The following is an 18,247-nucleotide window of genomic DNA, read 5'->3' as shown; positions in this document are numbered from 1 at the left end:
GACTCGGGCACACCGTAACGGCTGGTGCGGCGGTTTGGGCGGGAGTTGCGCAGGAACCTTTCCCCGGCCGGAAGTCCGCGGCGGGTCAGGACCGTCCCCTCACATCTTCTCGGCGCCCGCCCTGATCGCCTCCCGGATGCGGAAGTAGGTGCCGCAGCGGCAGATGTTGCGGATGCCGTCCAGGTCCTCGTCGGTGACCTGACGGCCCTCCTCCTTCACCCGGCGGACCAGGGCGACGGCGGCCATGATCTGGCCGGGCTGACAGTAGCCGCACTGGGCGACGTCCTGTTCCAGCCAGGCCCGCTGCATCGGGTGCAGCTCCTCGCCGACGGTGCCGGGCAGGCCCTCGATGGTGGTGACCTCGTCGGTCGCCCGCAGGTCCTTGACGGGGATGGAGCAAGGGTTGGCCGCCTTGCCGTTGACGTGGCTCGTGCAGGCCTTGCAGACGTTGATGCCGCAGCCGTACTTGGGTCCCGTGACGCCGAGGATGTCGCGCAGGACCCACAGGAGGCGCTCGTCGTCCGCCGCGTCGACGGTGACCTGTTCGCCGTTGAGGCGGAAAGTGTGCTCAGGCACGAGGGCTCCCAGGGATCATCGGACGTGGTCCAGGCCGTCGGTGGGGGAGGCGGGGACGGGCGGGACGGTGGGCTTCGGGGTGAAGGAGAGGGTGCCGTGGTTGATGGGGAAGCTGGTCGGCATGGTGCCGGTGGCGCGGCCGTAGGCGCAGGCCACCGCGGCCATCGACGAGGCGACGCCCAGTTCGCCGGCGCCGCCGGGCTCCCCGGTCGTCGTCGGCATGACGATGATCTCCAGCTCGGGCGGGGTGTTCCACTGCCGCGTGTAGAAGTAGTTGTCCCAGCTGGCCTCCAGGAAGTGGCCGTCGCGCAGATGGAGGCTCGACGTGAGCGTCTGCGCGATGCCGTCCATCAGGCAGCCCATCATCTGGGCCTCCAGGCCCCGCGGATTGACGGCCAGACCGACGTCCACGGCGAGCACCGCCTTGGTGACGCGCGGTCCGGCGACGCCGTCCCTGACCGTCCGGTTCACCGTCTCGGGGCGGCAGTCGATCTCCACCAGGACGGCGCTGACCGAGTGGTACTCGGAGTGGAAGGCGACGCCCTGCGCGGTGCCCTCCGGCATCGCCCTGCCCCATCGGCCCACCTCGGCGACCTTGTCGAGGACGGCCTTGGCCCGGTCGTCGCGCAGCGCGTCCCGCCGGAACCGCAGCGGGTCCTTGCCCGTCTTCGCGGCCAGCCGGTCGACGATCAGCTCGCGCGCGCAGGTGACGTCGGGGGAGTACACGTTGCGCATGCTGCCGGTGTTGAACCCCTTGTCCGTCTCCGACAGCTCCCGGCTGTAGAGGCCGAAGTCGTACGGCATCGACTGGGACAGCTGGAAGAAGGTCTCGGAGAAGCCGATGTCGCCCACGGGGAGCTTCGCCGCCAGCGAGGTGAGGATCTCGCCGAGCCCGTGGCCGAGGTCGGTCGCGACGCTCGTGTGCCGTTGCCGGTAGCTGAGCACCGAACCGCCCAGGTGGGTGGCGCGGACCCGGGAGGTGGCCATCGGGTGGACCCGGCCCTGGCGGGCGTCGTCCGCCCGGTGCCACATGAGCTTGACCGGCTTGCCCATCTTCTTCGAGGCCTCGGCGGCCTCCCGCGCGGCGTCGAAGAACAGCTTGCGCCCGAACGAGCCGCCGCTCTCCGTGACGTGCACGGTGACCGCGCCCTGCGGCAGTCCGAGCTCCGCGGCGATGGTCTGCTGGGCGACGATCGGTGACTTCAGGCCCGCCCAGATCTCCGCCCGGTCGGACCGGACGTCGGCGATCGCGCAATTGGTCTCCAGCGCACTGTTGCCGCGGAAGTGGAAGGTGAACGTCGCCTCCACCGAAGGGGTCAACGGCGGTAGCCCGAGCGGGAGTTCGGCCTTGCGGAGCTCCTCGCGGACTGTCTCGTCGGACTTGCCTTCCGCGCTGCCGGGCCGCCAGGACACCTGGAGGGCGCGCACCGCGTCGATGCACTGGCCGAACGTCTGTGCGCGCACGGCCACTCCGGTGGAGATCACCGCGATGTCGGTGACGCCGTGCATGGCCCGTACCGCGTCGAGGTTCGAGACGGAGCCGACCTTGCCGTTGAGCGTGGGCGGCCGGCACACCATGGTCGGCAGCGCGTCGGGGACGGCGAGGTCCATGGCGAACTTCTTGCGGCCGGTGACGGCGGCGAGCGCGTCGACCCGGTTCTGCGGCGTGCCGATGACCTTGAAGTCGGCGCGCTCCTTGAGCTCGACGGAGACCTGGCGGGCCTCGACGCTCGCGGCCTTCTCGGCGAGGTCGCCGATGCCGATGGCGCGGCCCACGAGGTCGGTGACGACACCGGCCTTGAGCGTGAGGTCGGTGACGAGGGCCCCGAGCTCGATCGCCGCGGCGTCGAGGAGCCGGCCCCGGGCGACGGCCGCGGCGACCCGGATCGGGGTGTACGTCGAGACGGTCGTGTTGGAGCCGCCGGTGAGCTGGTTGAACAGCAGCTCGGGGCGGGCGTCGGACAGCGTGACGCGGACCTTGTCGAGCGGGACGTCCAGTTCCTCGGCGATCAGCATCGCCGTGGACGTGGTGATGCCCTGTCCGACCTCGGCCCGGGGCAGGGAGAAGGAGACCGTGCCGTCCGTGTGGACCACGACCTTGATGAGGTTCGCCGTCGGCCGGGCGGCCAGCGTCATCACGTCGTTGAGGTCGACGAGTTCGGTGATCTCCGCGGAGGGGATCCCGTCCGCGGCGGCCGGTGCCGTCGCGCCGAGCTCGGCGGCGGTCGCCAGGGTCGGCGCGGCGAGCACGTAGCCGAGGAACCGGCGCCGGCCGATGCCCGGGGCACCGGCCGCGGGCCGGGGCGGGTGGTCCTGCGGCCGGCTCATCGGCGCCACCTCCGGCACCGGGGGCGCCTCGCTCCGAGACCTCTCGGTCCTGTCATCTCCTGGCGGGACACGCGCGTCATCGTCCTTCCGCTCCTGCCGTTCCTTCGGTCGTGATCGTTCGACTGCCGATGGTGGCCGCCCGCGTCCCCGGAGAGGACCGCGGAGGACGGACCTTCACATGACCTCCTCCAGGCCCCGGCCGGACCGCCGCCACCGGTGGGCCGCGGGCCGGGCACCACCGACATGTCGCCCTGACGGTGACGCGCCGTACACTCCCCGGGTGACCGCCACCGCACCTCCCGTCGCCCCGCCGGACGAGCCCGCCGCGCAGCCCGCTCGCCCCTCCCACCTGCGACGGCTCGTGCCGGTCGCCCTGGCGGCGATCGCCGGACTGGTCCTCTACGCGAGCTTCCCGCCGCGCGAGCTGCCGTGGCTGGCGCCGCTGTCGTTCGCGCTCTTCGGCCTCGCCGTGCACGGACGCCGGCTGCGGGCGGGCTTCGGGCTCGGGCTCGTCTTCGGGCTGGCGTACCTGGTGCCGCTGCTGTCGTGGACCGGCGTCGACGTGGGGCCGCTGCCCTGGCTCGCGCTCGCGGTCGCCGAGGCCCTGGTCCTCTCGCTGGCGGGTCTCGGCATCGCCTACGTGTCGCGGCTGCCGCTGTGGCCGCTGTGGGCGAGCGGGGTGTGGGTCGCGGACGAGGCGCTGCGGGCCCGCTTCCCGTTCGGCGGCTTCCCCTGGGGGAAGGTCGCGTTCGGCCAGCCCAGCGGCGTGTTCCTGCCGCTCGCCTCGCTCGGCGGCACTCCGCTCCTCGGCTTCGCGGTCGTGCTCTCCGGATTCGGTCTCGCCGCGCTCGCGCTGCGGGTCAGGGAGGTGCGGCGCTCCGCGGACGCCCGCCCGCGGTGGGACCGGGGCGTCGCCGCCGCGGCCGCCTTCGCCGTGGCACCGGTGCTCGCCGGAGCCGCCGCGATGCCCCTCGTGGCGACGTCGGCCGAGGCCGGCACCGCGCGCGTGGCGCTCATCCAGGGCAACGTGCCGCGGATGGGCCTCGACTTCAACGCCCAGCGCCGTGCGGTCCTCGACCACCACGTGCGCGAGACGATGAAGCTCGCCGCGAAGATCAAGTCGGGTGAGGTGAAGCGGCCCGACCTCGTGCTCTGGCCGGAGAACTCCTCCGACATCGACCCGTACGTGAACATGGACGCGTACCAGGAGATCCAGCAGGCCGCCGAGGCCGTGGGCGTGCCGATCTCGGTGGGTGCCGTCGTCACCGCGAAGGACGGCTCGACGCGCAACCGTCTCATCCTGTGGGACCCGAGGACCGGACCCGGCGCCACCTACGACAAGCGGCACCTGCAGCCGTTCGGCGAGTACATGCCGTACCGCAGCTTCTTCCGGATCTTCAGCAAGGACGTGGACCGCGCCGGCAGCTTCGTGCCCGGCAAGAAGGCCGTGGTCTTCGACATGAAGGGCACGAGGATCGGCAACGTCACCTGTTACGAGGCCGCCTTCGACGACGTCGTGCGCGACCAGGTGCAGGAGGGCGCGCAGATCCTGTCCGTGCCGAGCAACAACGCCACGTTCGAGCGCAGCCAGATGACTTACCAGCAGCTCGCCATGGACCGGGTGCGCGCGGTCGAGCACGGCCGGGCCGTCATGGTCCCGGTCACCAGCGGCGTCAGCGCCGTCATCCGGCCCGACGGCTCCGTCGCCCAGCACACGGGGATGTTCGAGGCCGACACGCTCCTCGCCGACGTCCCCCGGCGCACGTCCCTGACGCTCGCCACGCGCGCGGGCGTGTGGCCCGAGGTGCTCCTGGTCGCCATCGGTGCGGGCGGTCTCGCGTGGGCCGTCGTGCGGTCCCGTCGCGGGCGGCGCGCGCAGGTCTGACGGGCCGGGTGACGTCCTGGCGGGCGCCCGGCTGCGGTTAGGGTCGGGCGTATGACCACGCCTGACTACATCCGCGATATCCGGGCCACCGCGGGCCATCAGCTCCTCTATCTGCCGGGCGTCACCGCTGTCGTCTTCGACGACGAAGGGCGGGTGCTGCTCGGGCGCCGGGCGGACACCGGGAAATGGGCCGTGCCGGCGGGGATCGCCGAGCCGGGCGAGCAGCCGGCGGACGTCGCGACCCGCGAGGTGTTCGAGGAGACCGGCATCGAGTGCGTCGCCGAGCGCGTCGTCCTCGTGCAGGCGTTCAAGAAGCCGGTCACGTACCCCAACGGTGACCAGTGCCAGTTCATGGACATCACCTTCCGCTGCCGCGCCACGGGCGGCGAGGCGCGGGTGAACGACGACGAGTCCCTCGAAGTGGCGTGGTTCCCGCTGGACGCGCTGCCCCCGCTCAGTGAGCACGGAACGCTCCGCATCAAGCAGGCGCAGTCCGAGGGACCGACATGGTTCGAGACCATGACTGGGCAGTGAAGTATGGGTGCTGACCACATCGGGCGGTGCTGATCGGCTGCCTAGGGTGCGGAGCATGACCCCGCGCACCCCTCTCGCCGCATCCCCCGTCGCGCCGCTCGACCTCGGCGGACGCACCGCACTCGTCACCGGCGCCGCCAGCGGCATCGGCCGGGCCTGCGCCCTGCGGCTGGCCGCCGCGGGCGCCAAGGTGAGAGCGGTGGACCGGGATCCGGCCGGCCTGGCGGCCCTGACCGACGCGGCGGACGGCATCGAGCCGTTCGTCCTCGACCTGAGCGACCTCGACGCCGCCGAGGCGGCGGCGGCCGGCACCGACGTCCTCGTGAACAACGCGGGCCTGCAACTGGTCCGCCCCATCGAGGAGTTCCCGCCCGACGTCTTCCACACGGTGCTCACCGTGATGCTGGAGGCCCCTTTCCGGCTGATCAGGGGCGCGCTGCCGCACATGTACGGGCAGGGCTGGGGCCGGATCGTGAACGTGTCGTCGGTGCACGGACTGCGGGCGTCCGCGTTCAAGTCCGCGTACGTCGCCGCGAAGCACGGGCTCGAAGGACTGTCCAAGACGGCCGCTCTGGAAGGGGCGCCGCACGGCGTCACGTCGAACTGCGTGAACCCCGGCTACGTGCGCACCCCGCTGGTGGAGCGGCAGGTCGCCGACCAGGCTGCGGCGCACGGCATTCCCGAGGACCGGGTGCTGACCGAGGTGATGCTGCTGGACAGCGCGGTCAAGCGGCTCATCGAACCGGAGGAGGTCGCCGAGGCCGTGGCGTACCTGTGTGCGCCGCAGGCCTCGTTCATGACCGGTACGTCGCTCGTCCTCGACGGTGGCTGGACCGCGCACTGAATCGTGGAGCCTGTCCGCATTCATCCTGTTCGGCGGCATTCGTCTTGTTCGTCGATCCATGCGGTCACTCATGTGGGTGGCCGCATTTCGGTGATCCCTTGAGTTGTCCACAGGGCTGGCGGGGCCGGCCGTACGGCGGGTAATCCTGTTGAGCATGTCGCACCACCAACCGCACGCAGCCGCAGCCTCAGCCGCATCCTCGGACCCGGCGACCGCAGCCGACCCGGAGGCTCCGTTCCTGGAGCTGCTCGCCAGGGGCGCCTCCGCCGACGCCTACGAACAGCCCGTGCTGCTCGCGCGCGCCGAGGGGGCGCGGCCCGCGCGGATCGCCGCGCTGGAAGCGGCGAAGCGGCTCGCGCTCGGGGTGCGGGAGGAGATGGAGGGCAGGCGCCGCCGCGAGGCCGAGCTGTCCGCGCTGTTCGAGACCGCGCACGACCTCGCGGGCCTGCGCGACCTCGACGCCGTGCTGCAGGCCATCGTGCAGCGGGCCAGATCGCTGCTCGGCACGGACGTCGCGTACCTGACGCTGAACGACCCGGCCAGGGGCGACACCTACATGCGGGTCACCGAGGGCTCGGTCGCCGCCCGCTTCCAGCAGCTGCGGCTCGGCATGGGCGAAGGACTGGGCGGCCTCGTGGCCCAGACCGCCCGGCCGTACGTCACCGACAACTACTCCGACGACGTGCGCTTCCAGCACACCCGCACCATCGACGCGGGCGTCTACGACGAGGGGCTCGTGGCCATCCTCGGCGTTCCGCTCATGCTGGGACCGCAGGTGATCGGCGTGCTGTTCGCGGCCGACCGGCGGGCGCGGGTCTTCGCACGGGAGGAGATCGCGCTGCTCGGCTCGTTCGCGGCGCTCGCCGCGGCGGCCATCGACACGGCGAATCTGCTCACGGAGACCCGCGAGGCGCTCGGCGAGCTGGAGCGGGCCAACGAGATCATCAGGGACCGCAGCGGCGTCATCGAGCGCGCCTCCGACGTGCACGACCGGCTCGCCGAGCTGGTGCTGCGCGGCGGCGGTGTGCACGACGTGGCGGCGGCCGTCTCCCAGGTCCTGGACGGCAGCGTGGAGTTCGCCGACGCCGAGGCCGCGCCCGGCGAGGCGCTGGAGGCGTCCAGGGGCGAGGGCCACGCGGTGCGCCGCGGCGCGGACTGGGTCGCGGCCGTCGCCGCCGGCGGTGAGCTGCTAGGCGCTCTGGTGCTGCGCGGCCATCCGGGCCTCGACCCGGTCGACCAGCGCACCCTGGAGCGCGCCGCCATGGTCACCTCGCTGCTGCTGCTCGCCCGGCGCTCCGCGTCCGAGGCCGAGCAGCGGGTCAGGGGCGAGCTCCTCGACGACCTGCTGGACGCGCGCGACCGCGACCCGCGGCTGCTGCGCGAGAGGGCGGCCCGCCTGTACGCCGACCTGGACGCGACGCACGTCGTGCTCGCGGCCCGGCTGGAGACGGTCGGGGCCGACGCGGAGCAGGAGGCGGCCGCGCGACGCCGGCTGTGGTCCGCGGCCAACCACCTCGCGGCGACCCGGCACGGCCTGGCCGCCGCGCGGGACGGCGGCACCGTCCTGCTCCTGCCGCTGCGCGGCGACGGCACCGCGTCCGGGATCGCGGCGCACGTGGCCAAGCGGCTGTCCGCGGCGATCCACGAGACGGTCACCGTCGGCGCCTCCGCGCCGGTGGGCGACCTGGCGGGCCGGGCCGACACGGCGGCGACCGCGTACGCGGAGGCCCAGCGCTGTCTCGACGCGCTGCGCCTGCTGGGCAGGGCGGGGGAGGGCGCGGCGGCCGAGGACTTCGGTTTCCTGGGGCTGCTGCTCGCGGGGAGCCGGGACATCGCGGGCTTCGTCGACCGCACCATCGGCGATGTCGTCACCTACGACGAGCGCCGGGGCACCGATCTCGTCCGCACCCTCGACGCCTACTTCGCCTCCGGCGCGAGCCCGGCCAGGACGAAGGACGCGCTGCACGTCCACGTGAACACGGTGGCGCAGCGCCTGGAGCGGATCGGGCGGCTGCTCGGCGCCGACTGGCAGTCGCCCGCGCGCTCGCTGGAGATCCAACTCGCCCTGCGGCTGCACCGGTTGGCGGGCGCCGACATACGGTGACCCCGTACGCCGGGGGCGTACGGGGTCGACACGGGAGTGACCTGGACTGACCTGGACTGGGCGGGACTGACCGGGACTGACCGGGACTGAGCGGTCCGATCGGTCAGACGCGGTGGGCGTCGGCGGTGCGGTCGACGGGCGCCGCACCCAGCTCGTCCTCGCCGTCCACGTCGGCGAGGTCCCGGTGACGCGTCTCCTTCGCCACGGCGACGGCGATCAGCGTGACCACCGCGGCCGCGATCACGTACAGCGAGATCCAGGTGGAGCCACCGAACTCGGCGAGCAGCGCGGTCGCGATCAGCGGGGCGGGCGCGCCCGCCGCGACCGAGGCGAACTGGGCGCCGATCGACGCGCCGGAGTAGCGCATCCGGGTCGCGAACATCTCGGAGAAGAAGGCGGCCTGCGGGGCGTACATGGCGCCGTGCAGCACGAGGCCGACGGTGACGGCGAGGATCAGGTTGCCGAAGCCCCCGGTGTCGATGAGCGCGAAGAACGGGAACATCCACAGGCCGACACCGGCCGCGCCGATCAGGTACACGGGACGCCGGCCGACCCGGTCCGACAGAGCGCCCCAGGCCGGGATGACGGCGAAGTGGACGGCGGACGCGATGAGGACGGCGTTGAGCGCGGTCTGCTTGGAGACGTCGGCCTGCTCCGTCGCGTACACGAGGATGAAGGCGGTGATGACGTAGTAGCTGATGTTCTCGGCCATGCGGGCGCCGATGGCGACGAGCACGTCACGCCAGTGGTGGCGCAACACGGCGACCAGCGGCATCTTCTCGACGACGTCGCCCTGGGCGGCCTTGCGCCGCTCGGCCCGGGCCAGCGCGTCCTTGAACACGGGGGACTCGTCCACGGAGAGACGGATCCACAGGCCGACCATCACGAGCACCCCGGAGATGAGGAACGGGATGCGCCAGCCCCACGAGGTGAAGGCGGCGTCGGAGATCAGCGCGGTGAGCGCCGACAGCACGCCGGTCGCGAGCAGCTGTCCCGCGGGCGCACCGGTCTGCGGCCAGGACGCCCAGAAGCCGCGGCGCTCGGCGTCGCCGTGCTCGGAGACCAGGAGCACCGCGCCGCCCCACTCGCCGCCGAGGGCGAAGCCCTGGACGAGGCGGAGCACCGTCAGCAGCACCGGAGCGGCCGTCCCGACCGTGGCGTGGGTGGGCAGCAGACCGATCGCGAACGTGGCACCGCCCATCATCAGCAGGCTGACCACCAGGAGCTTCTTGCGTCCGAGCCGGTCGCCGTAGTGACCGAAGACGAGTGCGCCCAGCGGCCGGGCGGCGAACCCCACGGCGTAGGTCAGGAAGGAGAGCAGGGTGCCGACGAGCGGGTCGGAATCGGGGAAGAAGAGCTTGTTGAAGACGAGCGCGGCGGCGGAGCCGTACAGGAAGAAGTCGTACCACTCGATCGTGGTGCCGATGAGGCTCGCCGCCACGATGCGCTTGAGATGCGCGGGCGTTGGCGGAGCGGTTGCTGCGGAGGCCATGTGCACCACTTCCTGATGAAGGGCTGGGGACGGTGGGTGTCGCCACAAGGTAGGAAGGCGCAGGTCAGTGGCACATGTGGTGGGGCACCATACTTTGGCGCGCGGCTGTGGTTGATCTGCACTGCTCGCAGGCCGCGGATCAGTCCGGCGATCTTGGGGGCGGGCCCCTTTCGAAGATGGGGCGGTCACGAGATATCTTGATGTCGAGCAATCTGAGAATGCCGACGACATGGAAGACGTGGAGCGGAGCCCCCGGTGACTGACTCGACCATTATTTACACGCACACTGACGAGGCCCCGGCCCTCGCGACGTATTCCTTCCTGCCGGTCATCGAGGCCTACGCGTCCACCGCCGGTGTGCGCGTGGAGACCCGTGACATCTCCCTGGCCGGCCGCATCATCGCCGTGTTCCCGGAGTACCTGGAGGAGGGGCAGCGCATCCCCGACGCCCTCGCGGAGCTCGGCGAGCTGGCCAAGACGCCGCAGGCCAACATCATCAAGCTGCCGAACGTCTCGGCGTCCATCCCGCAGCTGAAGGCGGCCGTCGCCGAGCTGCAGGAGCAGGGCTACGCGCTGCCCGCGTACCCGGACGAGCCGAAGACGGACGAGGAGCGCGAGATCCGCGCCCGCTACGACAAGATCAAGGGTTCCGCCGTGAACCCGGTCCTGCGTGAGGGCAACTCCGACCGCCGCGCCCCCGCCTCGGTGAAGAACTACGCCAAGGCCCACCCGCACCGCATGGGCGCCTGGACCCCCGAGTCCAAGACCAACGTCGCCACGATGGGCGTCAACGACTTCCGCTCGACCGAGAAGTCGGCCGTGCTCCCCGCCGCCGACCAGCTGCGCATCGAGCTCGTCGCCGACAACGGCACGACCACCGTGCTGCGCGAGTCCGTACCGGTCCTCGAGGGCGAGGTCGTCGACGCCGCCGTGCTGCGCGTCGCCGCCCTGCGCGAGTTCCTGACCGCTCAGGTCGCCCGCGCCAAGGAAGAGGGCGTCCTCTTCTCCGCGCACCTGAAGGCCACCATGATGAAGGTCTCCGACCCGATCATCTTCGGTCACGTCGTGCGCGCGTTCTTCCCGGAGACCTTCGCCCGCTTCGGCGCGGACCTGGCCGCTGCCGGTCTGACCCCGAACGACGGTCTGGGCGGCATCTACAAGGGCCTGGAGTCGCTGGCGAACGGCGCCGAGATCAAGGCGTCCTTCGAGGCCGAGCTCGCCGCGGGCCCGGACCTGGCCATGGTCGACTCCGACCGGGGCATCACGAACCTGCACGTGCCGTCCGACGTCATCATCGACGCCTCGATGCCGGCGATGATCCGCACGTCCGGCCACATGTGGGACAAGGCCGGCGCCGAGGCCGACACCCTCGCCGTCATCCCGGACTCCTCCTACGCGGGCGTCTACCAGGTCGTCATCGACGACTGCCGCGCCAACGGCGCCTACGACCCGTCGACCATGGGCTCCGTCCCGAACGTCGGCCTCATGGCGCAGAAGGCCGAGGAGTACGGCTCCCACGACAAGACCTTCGAGATCCCGGCGACCGGCACCGTCCGCCTGGTGAACCAGGCCGGCGACGTCGTCCTGGAGCAGACGGTCTCCGAGGGCGACATCTTCCGCGCCTGCCAGACCAAGGACGCCCCGATCAAGGACTGGGTCAAGCTCGCCGTCACGCGCGCCCGCGCCACCGGTGACCCGGCCGTGTTCTGGCTGGACGAGGGCCGCGCCCACGACGCCCAGCTGATCAAGAAGGTCGAGCAGTACCTGCCGGAGTTCGACACCGAGGGCCTGGACATCCGGATCCTCTCCCCGGAGGACGCCACCAAGCTCTCCGTCGAGCGCATCCGCCAGGGCCTGAACACCATCTCGGTCACCGGCAACGTGCTGCGCGACTACCTGACCGACCTCTTCCCGATCCTGGAGCTGGGCACCAGCGCCAAGATGCTGTCGGTCGTCCCGCTGATGAACGGCGGCGGCCTCTTCGAGACCGGCGCCGGCGGCTCCGCCCCGAAGCACGTCCAGCAGCTCGTCAAGGAGAACTACCTGCGCTGGGACTCCCTCGGTGAGTTCCTGGCCCTGGCCGTCTCCTTCGAGCACCTCGCCACCACCACGGACAACGCCCGTGCGAAGGTCCTCGGCGAGACCCTGGACCGCGCCACCGGCACGTTCCTCAACGAGGACAAGTCGCCGACCCGTCGCCTCGGCGGCATCGACAACCGCGGCAGCCACTTCTACGTCGCCCTGTACTGGGCCCAGGAGCTGGCCACGCAGACCGACGACGCCGAGCTCGCCAAGGCCTTCGCCCCGCTCGCCGAGGTGCTCGCCGCGAACGAGCAGAAGATCGTCGACGAGCTGATCGCCGTCCAGGGCTCCCCGGCCGACATCGGCGGCTACTACCAGCCCGACCCGGCCAAGGCCGCCAAGGTCATGCGTCCGTCGCAGACGCTGAACGACGCCCTGGCGACCCTCGCCTGAGCCGTCCGACCGTCATCGCCCCGTCCGGTCCCGCACCGGGCGGGGCGATGTGTCGCCTCCGCTGCTGTATCACGTCGCTGACCTGGGTAGGCTGCGTCGATGAGCACTCTGGATGACGCCCGCCCGGGCATGGACCCGGCGATCCGACCGCAGGACGACCTGTTCGGCCATGTCAACGGCCAGTGGCTGGCGACCGAGCCGATCCCCGACGACCGCTCCAGCTGGGGCCCCTTCGTGCAGCTCGTGGACGTCGCCGAGCGGCAGGTGAAGGAGATCATTCAGGAGATCGCGGCGGGTGGCTCCACCAGTCTGGACGACGCCGAGGCACGCAAGATCGCCGACCTGTACGCGTCGTTCATGGACGAGGAGGCGGTGGAGGCCCGCGGCCTCGACCCCGTGCGTCCCCTCCTCGACGAGGTCGCGCACCTCGGTGACGTGCGGCAGCTCGCGGCCTTCCTCGGCCGCTTCGAGCGCACCGGCGGCTCCGGCCTGTTCGGCTCGTACATCGACTCCGACGACCGCGACTCCGACCGCTACCTCTTCAACATCCTCCAGGGCGGCCTCGGTCTGCCCGACGAGTCGTACTACCGCGACGACAAGTTCGCCGAGACCCGCGAGAAGTACGAGGCGTACCTGACCGAGCTGCTCACGCTCGGCGAGCACCCGGACCCGGCCGCGGCCGCGCGCACCGTCCTCGCCCTGGAGACCCGGCTCGCCGAGGGGCACTGGGAGCGGGCCGAGACGCGGGACGTGCAGAAGACGTACAACCTCACGACCTTCGACGAACTCACCACGCTCGCCCCGGCGTTCGACTGGCGCGCGTACGTCGACGCGCTCGGCGGCAACGACACCACCCTCGCCGAGTCCTGCGTACGCCAGCCGTCCTACCTGGCACACCTGTCGACGGTCCTCACCGAGGTGCCCGTCGAGCAGTGGCGCGACTGGCTGTACGCCCGCGTACTGCGCTCCAGCGCGCCGTACCTGTCCGCGGCGTTCGTGAACAACAACTTCGAGTTCTACGGCCGCACCCTCAACGGCACCCCGGAGCTGCGCGCCCGCTGGAAGCGCGGCGTCCAGTTCGTCGAGGGCTCCATCGGCGAGGCCGTCGGCAAGGAGTACGTGGCCCGGCACTTCCCGCCGGCGTCCAAGGCGCTCATGGACGAACTCGTCGCGAACCTGCTGGAGGCCTACCGGCAGTCCATCGGCGCGCTCGACTGGATGACCGACGAGACCAAGGAGCGGGCGTACGAGAAGCTCGCCACGTTCCGCCCGAAGATCGGCTACCCGGACCGGTTCCGCGACTACTCCGCGCTGACCGTGGTCTCCGACGACCTGCTGGCCAACGCGTACGCGGCCGACGCATTCGAGCACGACCGGCAGATGGCGAAGATCGGCGCACCGGTCGACCGCGACGAGTGGTTCATGCTGCCGCAGACCGTGAACGCGTACTACAACCCGGGCACGAACGAGATCTGCTTCCCGGCCGGCATCCTGCAGAAGCCGTTCTTCGCGCCGGACGCGGACGCCGCCGAGAACTACGGCGGGATCGGCGCCGTGATCGGCCACGAGATCGGCCACGGCTTCGACGACCAGGGCGCGCAGTACGACGGCCAGGGCAATCTCAACGACTGGTGGACCGCCGACGACAAGGCCGCCTTTGAAGCGAAGTCGAAGGCGCTCGTCACGCAGTACGACGGGTTCGAGCCGCGCAACCTGCCCGGCGAGCGGGTCAACGGCTCGCTGACGGTCGGCGAGAACATCGGCGACCTCGGCGGCCTCACCATCGGGCACACCGCCTACCTGATCGCGCTGGGCGACGCCGCGGTGCCCACCGAGGACGAACTCACCGGCTCCCAGCGGCTGTTCATGAACTGGGCCTACTGCTGGCGCACCAAGCGGCGCAAGGAGCAGGAGCAGCAGTACCTGACCATCGACCCGCACTCGCCGCCGGAGTTCCGGGCGAACATCGTGCGCAACCTGGACGAGTTCCACGACGCGTTCGGTACACGGGACGGTGACGGCCTGTGGCTCGACCCGGCGGACCGGGTGCGCATCTGGTGACGTGATTCCGCGCGGGGCCGGACGGTGGACGCCGTCCGGCCCCGCGCCCCGGCGCTCAGCTGCCGGAGAGGCTGGACCTGAGGAAGCCGACCGTCGCCGTCCAGGCCTGTGCCGACGCCTCCGGGTCGTGGACCTCCGGGCGGCCGTCGTTGAAGAACGCGTGGTCCGCCGGGTAGACGCGGAAGTCGGCCTCGACGCCGGACTGCTTCGCGATCGTGGCGCGCAGGCCGTCGAGCGTCGGCAGCGGGATCGACTCGTCCCGCTCGCCGTAGTGGCCGAGGATCTGCGCCGCGAGGTTCGAGAAGTCGGGCACCTCGCCCTGGATGACGCCGTAGAACGGGACGGCCGCGGTCACCCGCCGGTCCTTGGCCGCCAGGTAGAGGACGAAGCCGCCGCCCATGCAGAAGCCGACGGCGCCGACCGTGTCCGAGGTGACCTCGGGCAGGGCGAGCAGGTGGTCCACCGCGCCCGCGAGCAGGTCGACGCCGCGCTCCACGGGCAGCTCCCGCATCAGGCGGAACGCCTCCTGGGAGTCGTGCGCGACGTTCCCGCCGTAGAGGTCGGGGGCGAGCGCCACGAAGCCTTCGGCGGCCAGCCGGTCGGTGACGTCCGCGATGTGGTCGGTCAGGCCCCACCACTCCTGGATGACGATGACGCCGGGGCCGCTGCCCTGCGGCGGCAGCGCCAGATAGCCGTGCGCGGGGGTGCCGTTGCTGTCGAACGTGACGTTCTGGTGGGCGGGACGGCCGGTGGAACGGGGGGATTCCGACACGAGGTGCCTCCTGTACTGGATGATCACCTTCCACACTGCCACCACGGCCCACGAAGCAAAGAGGCGGGGCCGCCGTCTCCCTGAGGACGGCGGCCCCGCGGCCGGTGCGGGCGGTCGTCACATGTGGACGACCGGGGCCGCATCCGGGTCCTGCTGCCCGGCCCCGCGCCGGTACAGCAGGAAGGCGATGACCGCGCCGGCGGCGAAGAAGCCCGCCGACCACCAGAAGGCGGTCGTGTAGCTCTCGATCGTGGCCTGTGCCTGCGTGAGCTTGTCCGCGGGGTTGCGGCCCGCGAGGTAGCTGGTGGCCGCGCTCGCCGCGAGGGTGTTCAGGAGCGCGGTGCCGATCGAACCGCCCACCTGCTGCATGGTGTTGACCGTGGCCGAGGCCACGCCCGCGTCCTCGGGCGCGATCCCGCTGGTGGCGAGCGCCATCGCGGGCGGCATCACGACACCCAGACCCGCGCCGATCAGGATCAGCTGCGGCAGCACGTGCGTGGCGAACCCGGCGTCCAGGCCGATCCCGGTCAGCCAGGCCATGCCGACCGCGGCGATCGCGAACCCGGCCGGAATGACGATCTTCGGGCCGATCCGCGGCACCAGGACGGTCGTGGAGACCTGCGCCATGACCATCATCGCGGCGACCATCGGCAGGAACGCGACGCCCGTCTTCGTGGGGCTGAAGCCGAGGTTCAGCTGCAGGTAGTACGTGAGGAAGAGGAACACGCCGAACATGCCCGCGCCGGTGATCAGGACGGCGACGAACGAGGCGGCCCGGTCCCGGTCGAGCAGGACGCGCATCGGGAGCAGCGGGTGCTTCGCCCGGGTCTGCCACCAGGCGAACGCGCTCAGCAGGACGGCGCCCGCGGCCAGGAAGCCCCAGGTCTGCGGGGAGCTCCAGTCGTGCGTCTCGGCGTTCGAGAAGCCGTACACCAGGGAGAACAGACCGGCCGAGACGAGCAGCGTGCCGGGCAGGTCGAGCTTGGCGCCCGCGGCGTCGCGGTGGTTGCCCAGCAGCAGCCAGCCGCCGATGAAGGCGCCGACCGCGAAGACGACGTTCACGTAGAGGGTCCAGCGCCAGTCGAGCGCGTCGGTCAGGACGCCGCCGAGCAGCAGCCCGACCGCACCACCCGCACCGGCGATCGCGCCGTAGACGCTGAACGCCTTCGCACGTTCCTTGGCGTCGGTGAACGTCGTGTTGAGCAGGGACAGCGCGGCCGGTGCGAGCAGGGCGCCGAAGACGCCCTGCAGCGCGCGGGCCGTCACCAGCATCCCGAAGCTGGTGGAGGCGCCGCCGAGCACGGAGGCGCCGGCGAAGCCCGCGACACCGACGAGGAAGGCGGGCTTGCGGCCGAAGAGGTCGGCGATGCGGCCGCCGAGCAGCAGCAGGGAGGCGAAGGCCAGGGCGTAGGCGGTGACGATCCACTGCCGGTTGCCGTCCGTGAAGCCGAGGTCCTGCTGGGCGGAGGGCAGCGCGATGTTCACGATGGTCGCGTCGAGGACGACCATCAGCTGCGCGATGCCGATGATGCCGAGGATCCACCACCGCTTGCGGGAGACGCCGTGGGCGTCGGTCACGGGCGGGGTGCTGGTGTCCTCGGCCAGCGAGGTCTGGGACATGAGGGTCACTCCAGGGAAGTGGGAGCCGAGCGAAGGTGACGAGTAAGTGAACGAAACGGTTTCGTTCCGAACCCTCGACGAGCGTAAGCCCTCTCCGAGCGAAACGGCAACGTTTCGCTAGCGGGGTGACCGACGCAACAGTCCCCGGACGCAGCGATGCCCGGCACCCCTCGGGGGAGTGCCGGGCATCGGTCGATGCAGGTCAGGCGCCGGTGCGCGCCTTCTGCAGCGCGGTGAGGGCCGCGGAGATCGCCTGCTGGAGCTCCTCCAGGCGGCGCAGCATGTCGTCCTCGACGATGTCGTCGATCTCCTCGACGTCGTCGAAGGTCAGCTCCTCGAAGGCCTTCGTCGCCTTCTGCAGGCTGCTGTAGAACTTCGCGCGCCGCTCCTGGACCCGCAGCTCCGGGTCCTTCTCGACGGTCTCGGCGACGAGCGTGCGCACGGTGTCGTACGCCTCGCGGGCCCACTCGCCCGCCTCCTCGCCCTCGTCCAGCTCGTCGATGAGCGAGAGGTGCCGCTCGGCCTCCTCGCGCAGCTGCTGCGGAGCCTCGATCTTCTGGCCCGCCGGCGTCTTGACCTGGCCCTCCTCGGCGATCCTCCGCACGTACTCCAGGCGGTCACCGGTCTTGGACTCCTCGGCCACCGCCTTCTTGAGGTCGTCGGCGCGCACGATGTCGCGGGCCAGTCCCGACCGGAGCACCGGGTCCTCGCCCAGCCGGTCCATCAGCGCCTTGCGGGCGGCCTCCGCGGTGCCCGGGTCGGCGAGGATCGCGGCCCGCAGCGCCGTCGGGTTCTCCGCGACCTCCAGGGCCTTCGTCGGCCGGATGCCCTCCGCCTCGGCGGCCTCGGTGATCGCCTGACCGCGCACCGACGTCGCGCTGTTGCGCGAGACGTAGTACGACAGCCAGACGTCGGCGTCCGGGAGTTCGACGTCGGCGCCCGGCGCCAGGGCCTCGAACTGCGGCACCAGTCCGTCGTCCGCCGCCCTGTCCCACGCCTTGTAGAAGCGCATCACGCGCTCGGCCGAGCAGCCCGCGAGCGCGGCGAACCGTCGCGCCGAGACCTTCGGCGACTCGCCGGCCGGCTGGCCGCCGGGCCGCACGCTGCGCGCGACCTTCAGGGCGAAGGCCCAGCCGCCGGTACGGGCGTAGACGCCGAACTCGTGCGCGTCCCGGGTGATCGACTCCGGTACGTCGGCCGTGGCGAGGTCGGCCTCGTCCTCGGCGTCCTCGGCGTCCTCGGCGTCCGCGTATACCTCCGTGTCGTTCTGGGGGGCCTGGTTCTCGTCCTCCGCCTGGCCGGGCTGCCAGAAGTTCTCGGCGGGGGAGTCGGTGGTGCCGGTCGACGGGGTCCACGTGTGCGCGGTGTCCCCCGGCTCGGCCGTCTCCCCGTCCGTGGCGGCAGGGGCGTCAGGGACGGACGGGCGCGCCTCCGGTACGTCCGTCGCGGGCGTCGGCTCCACGGCGGGCGCGTCCAGGGCGTCGTCGTCGCCGGACGGGACGGCTGCTTCGGACGAGTCGATGGCTACGGTCACGTAGGTACTCCTGGGTGATCGG

Annotated in this window: 12 protein-coding genes; 6 read left to right on the top strand and 6 right to left on the bottom strand. The window is 71.6% G+C overall.

All coding sequences use genetic code 11. From position 1 onward, the window contains the following. Positions 1-99: 99 nt before the first annotated feature. Positions 100-576, bottom strand: a complete 477-nt coding sequence (locus M4J07_RS14400) for a (2Fe-2S)-binding protein (RefSeq protein ID WP_255971744.1) — start codon at positions 574-576, stop codon at positions 100-102. A gap of 15 nt (positions 577-591) precedes the next feature. Next, positions 592-2,904 (bottom strand): molybdopterin cofactor-binding domain-containing protein, encoded by a 2,313-nt coding sequence (locus tag M4J07_RS14395; protein ID WP_255971742.1) that lies wholly within the window; start codon positions 2,902-2,904, stop codon positions 592-594. 280 nt (positions 2,905-3,184) lie between these two features. Here M4J07_RS14395 and lnt point away from each other — a divergent pair, with 280 nt between their 5' ends. The 4 genes from lnt (at position 3,185) to M4J07_RS14375 (ending at position 8,271) form a co-directional block, all read left to right on the top strand. Next, positions 3,185-4,789 (top strand): apolipoprotein N-acyltransferase, encoded by a 1,605-nt coding sequence (lnt, locus tag M4J07_RS14390; protein ID WP_255971740.1) that lies wholly within the window; start codon positions 3,185-3,187, stop codon positions 4,787-4,789. Positions 4,790-4,840: 51 nt separating this feature from the next. Further along, the gene (locus tag M4J07_RS14385) at positions 4,841-5,323 is read left to right on the top strand and encodes an NUDIX hydrolase (RefSeq protein ID WP_255971738.1); all 483 of its coding nucleotides are present in this window, start codon (positions 4,841-4,843) and stop codon (positions 5,321-5,323) included. A 55-nt stretch (positions 5,324-5,378) separates the two neighbouring features. Next, positions 5,379-6,167: a 3-hydroxybutyrate dehydrogenase gene (locus M4J07_RS14380; RefSeq protein ID WP_255971736.1), complete on the top strand. Its 789-nt coding sequence runs from the start codon at positions 5,379-5,381 to the stop codon at positions 6,165-6,167. Positions 6,168-6,321: 154 nt separating this feature from the next. Then, positions 6,322-8,271, top strand: a complete 1,950-nt coding sequence (locus M4J07_RS14375) for a helix-turn-helix domain-containing protein (RefSeq protein WP_255971734.1) — start codon at positions 6,322-6,324, stop codon at positions 8,269-8,271. Between the two features lie 103 nt (positions 8,272-8,374). Here the strand turns inward: M4J07_RS14375 and M4J07_RS14370 are convergent, their stop codons facing one another. Next, complete coding sequence (locus M4J07_RS14370; RefSeq protein ID WP_255971732.1) at positions 8,375-9,763, bottom strand: MFS transporter; 1,389 nt, start codon at positions 9,761-9,763, stop codon at positions 8,375-8,377. Between the two features lie 255 nt (positions 9,764-10,018). On the opposite strand from M4J07_RS14370, the gene M4J07_RS14365 reads away from it, so the two are divergent. Further along, positions 10,019-12,238 (top strand): NADP-dependent isocitrate dehydrogenase, encoded by a 2,220-nt coding sequence (locus M4J07_RS14365; RefSeq protein WP_255971729.1) that lies wholly within the window; start codon positions 10,019-10,021, stop codon positions 12,236-12,238. Between the two features lie 99 nt (positions 12,239-12,337). Next, positions 12,338-14,299 carry a M13 family metallopeptidase gene (locus M4J07_RS14360; protein ID WP_255971727.1) on the top strand — a complete coding sequence of 654 codons (1,962 nt, stop codon included), beginning with the start codon at positions 12,338-12,340 and terminating at the stop codon, positions 14,297-14,299. 55 nt (positions 14,300-14,354) lie between these two features. Here M4J07_RS14360 and M4J07_RS14355 read toward each other — a convergent pair whose 3' ends face one another. The 3 genes from M4J07_RS14355 to M4J07_RS14345 all read right to left on the bottom strand — a co-directional run bounded on the left by M4J07_RS14355 (position 14,355) and on the right by M4J07_RS14345 (position 18,225). Next, a complete protein-coding gene (locus M4J07_RS14355; protein ID WP_255971725.1) occupies positions 14,355-15,071 on the bottom strand; it encodes a dienelactone hydrolase family protein in 717 nt (238 codons plus the stop codon). 117 nt (positions 15,072-15,188) lie between these two features. Beyond that, entirely contained in the window at positions 15,189-16,691 is a 1,503-nt protein-coding gene (locus M4J07_RS14350; RefSeq protein ID WP_255971723.1) for an MFS transporter, read from the bottom strand. Between the two features lie 202 nt (positions 16,692-16,893). Continuing rightward, on the bottom strand, positions 16,894-18,225 hold the full coding sequence (locus M4J07_RS14345) for a hypothetical protein (RefSeq protein ID WP_255971721.1): 1,332 nt from the start codon (positions 18,223-18,225) through the stop codon (positions 16,894-16,896). Between the last annotated feature and the right edge of the window lie 22 nt (positions 18,226-18,247).

It is taken from the genome of Streptomyces longispororuber (assembly GCF_024448165.1).
In the GTDB taxonomy this organism is placed as follows: Bacteria; Actinomycetota; Actinomycetes; order Streptomycetales; family Streptomycetaceae; genus Streptomyces; species Streptomyces longispororuber_A.
Note: the sequence above shows the minus strand (reverse complement) of the source record. Positions and strands in the feature narration are given on the sequence as shown.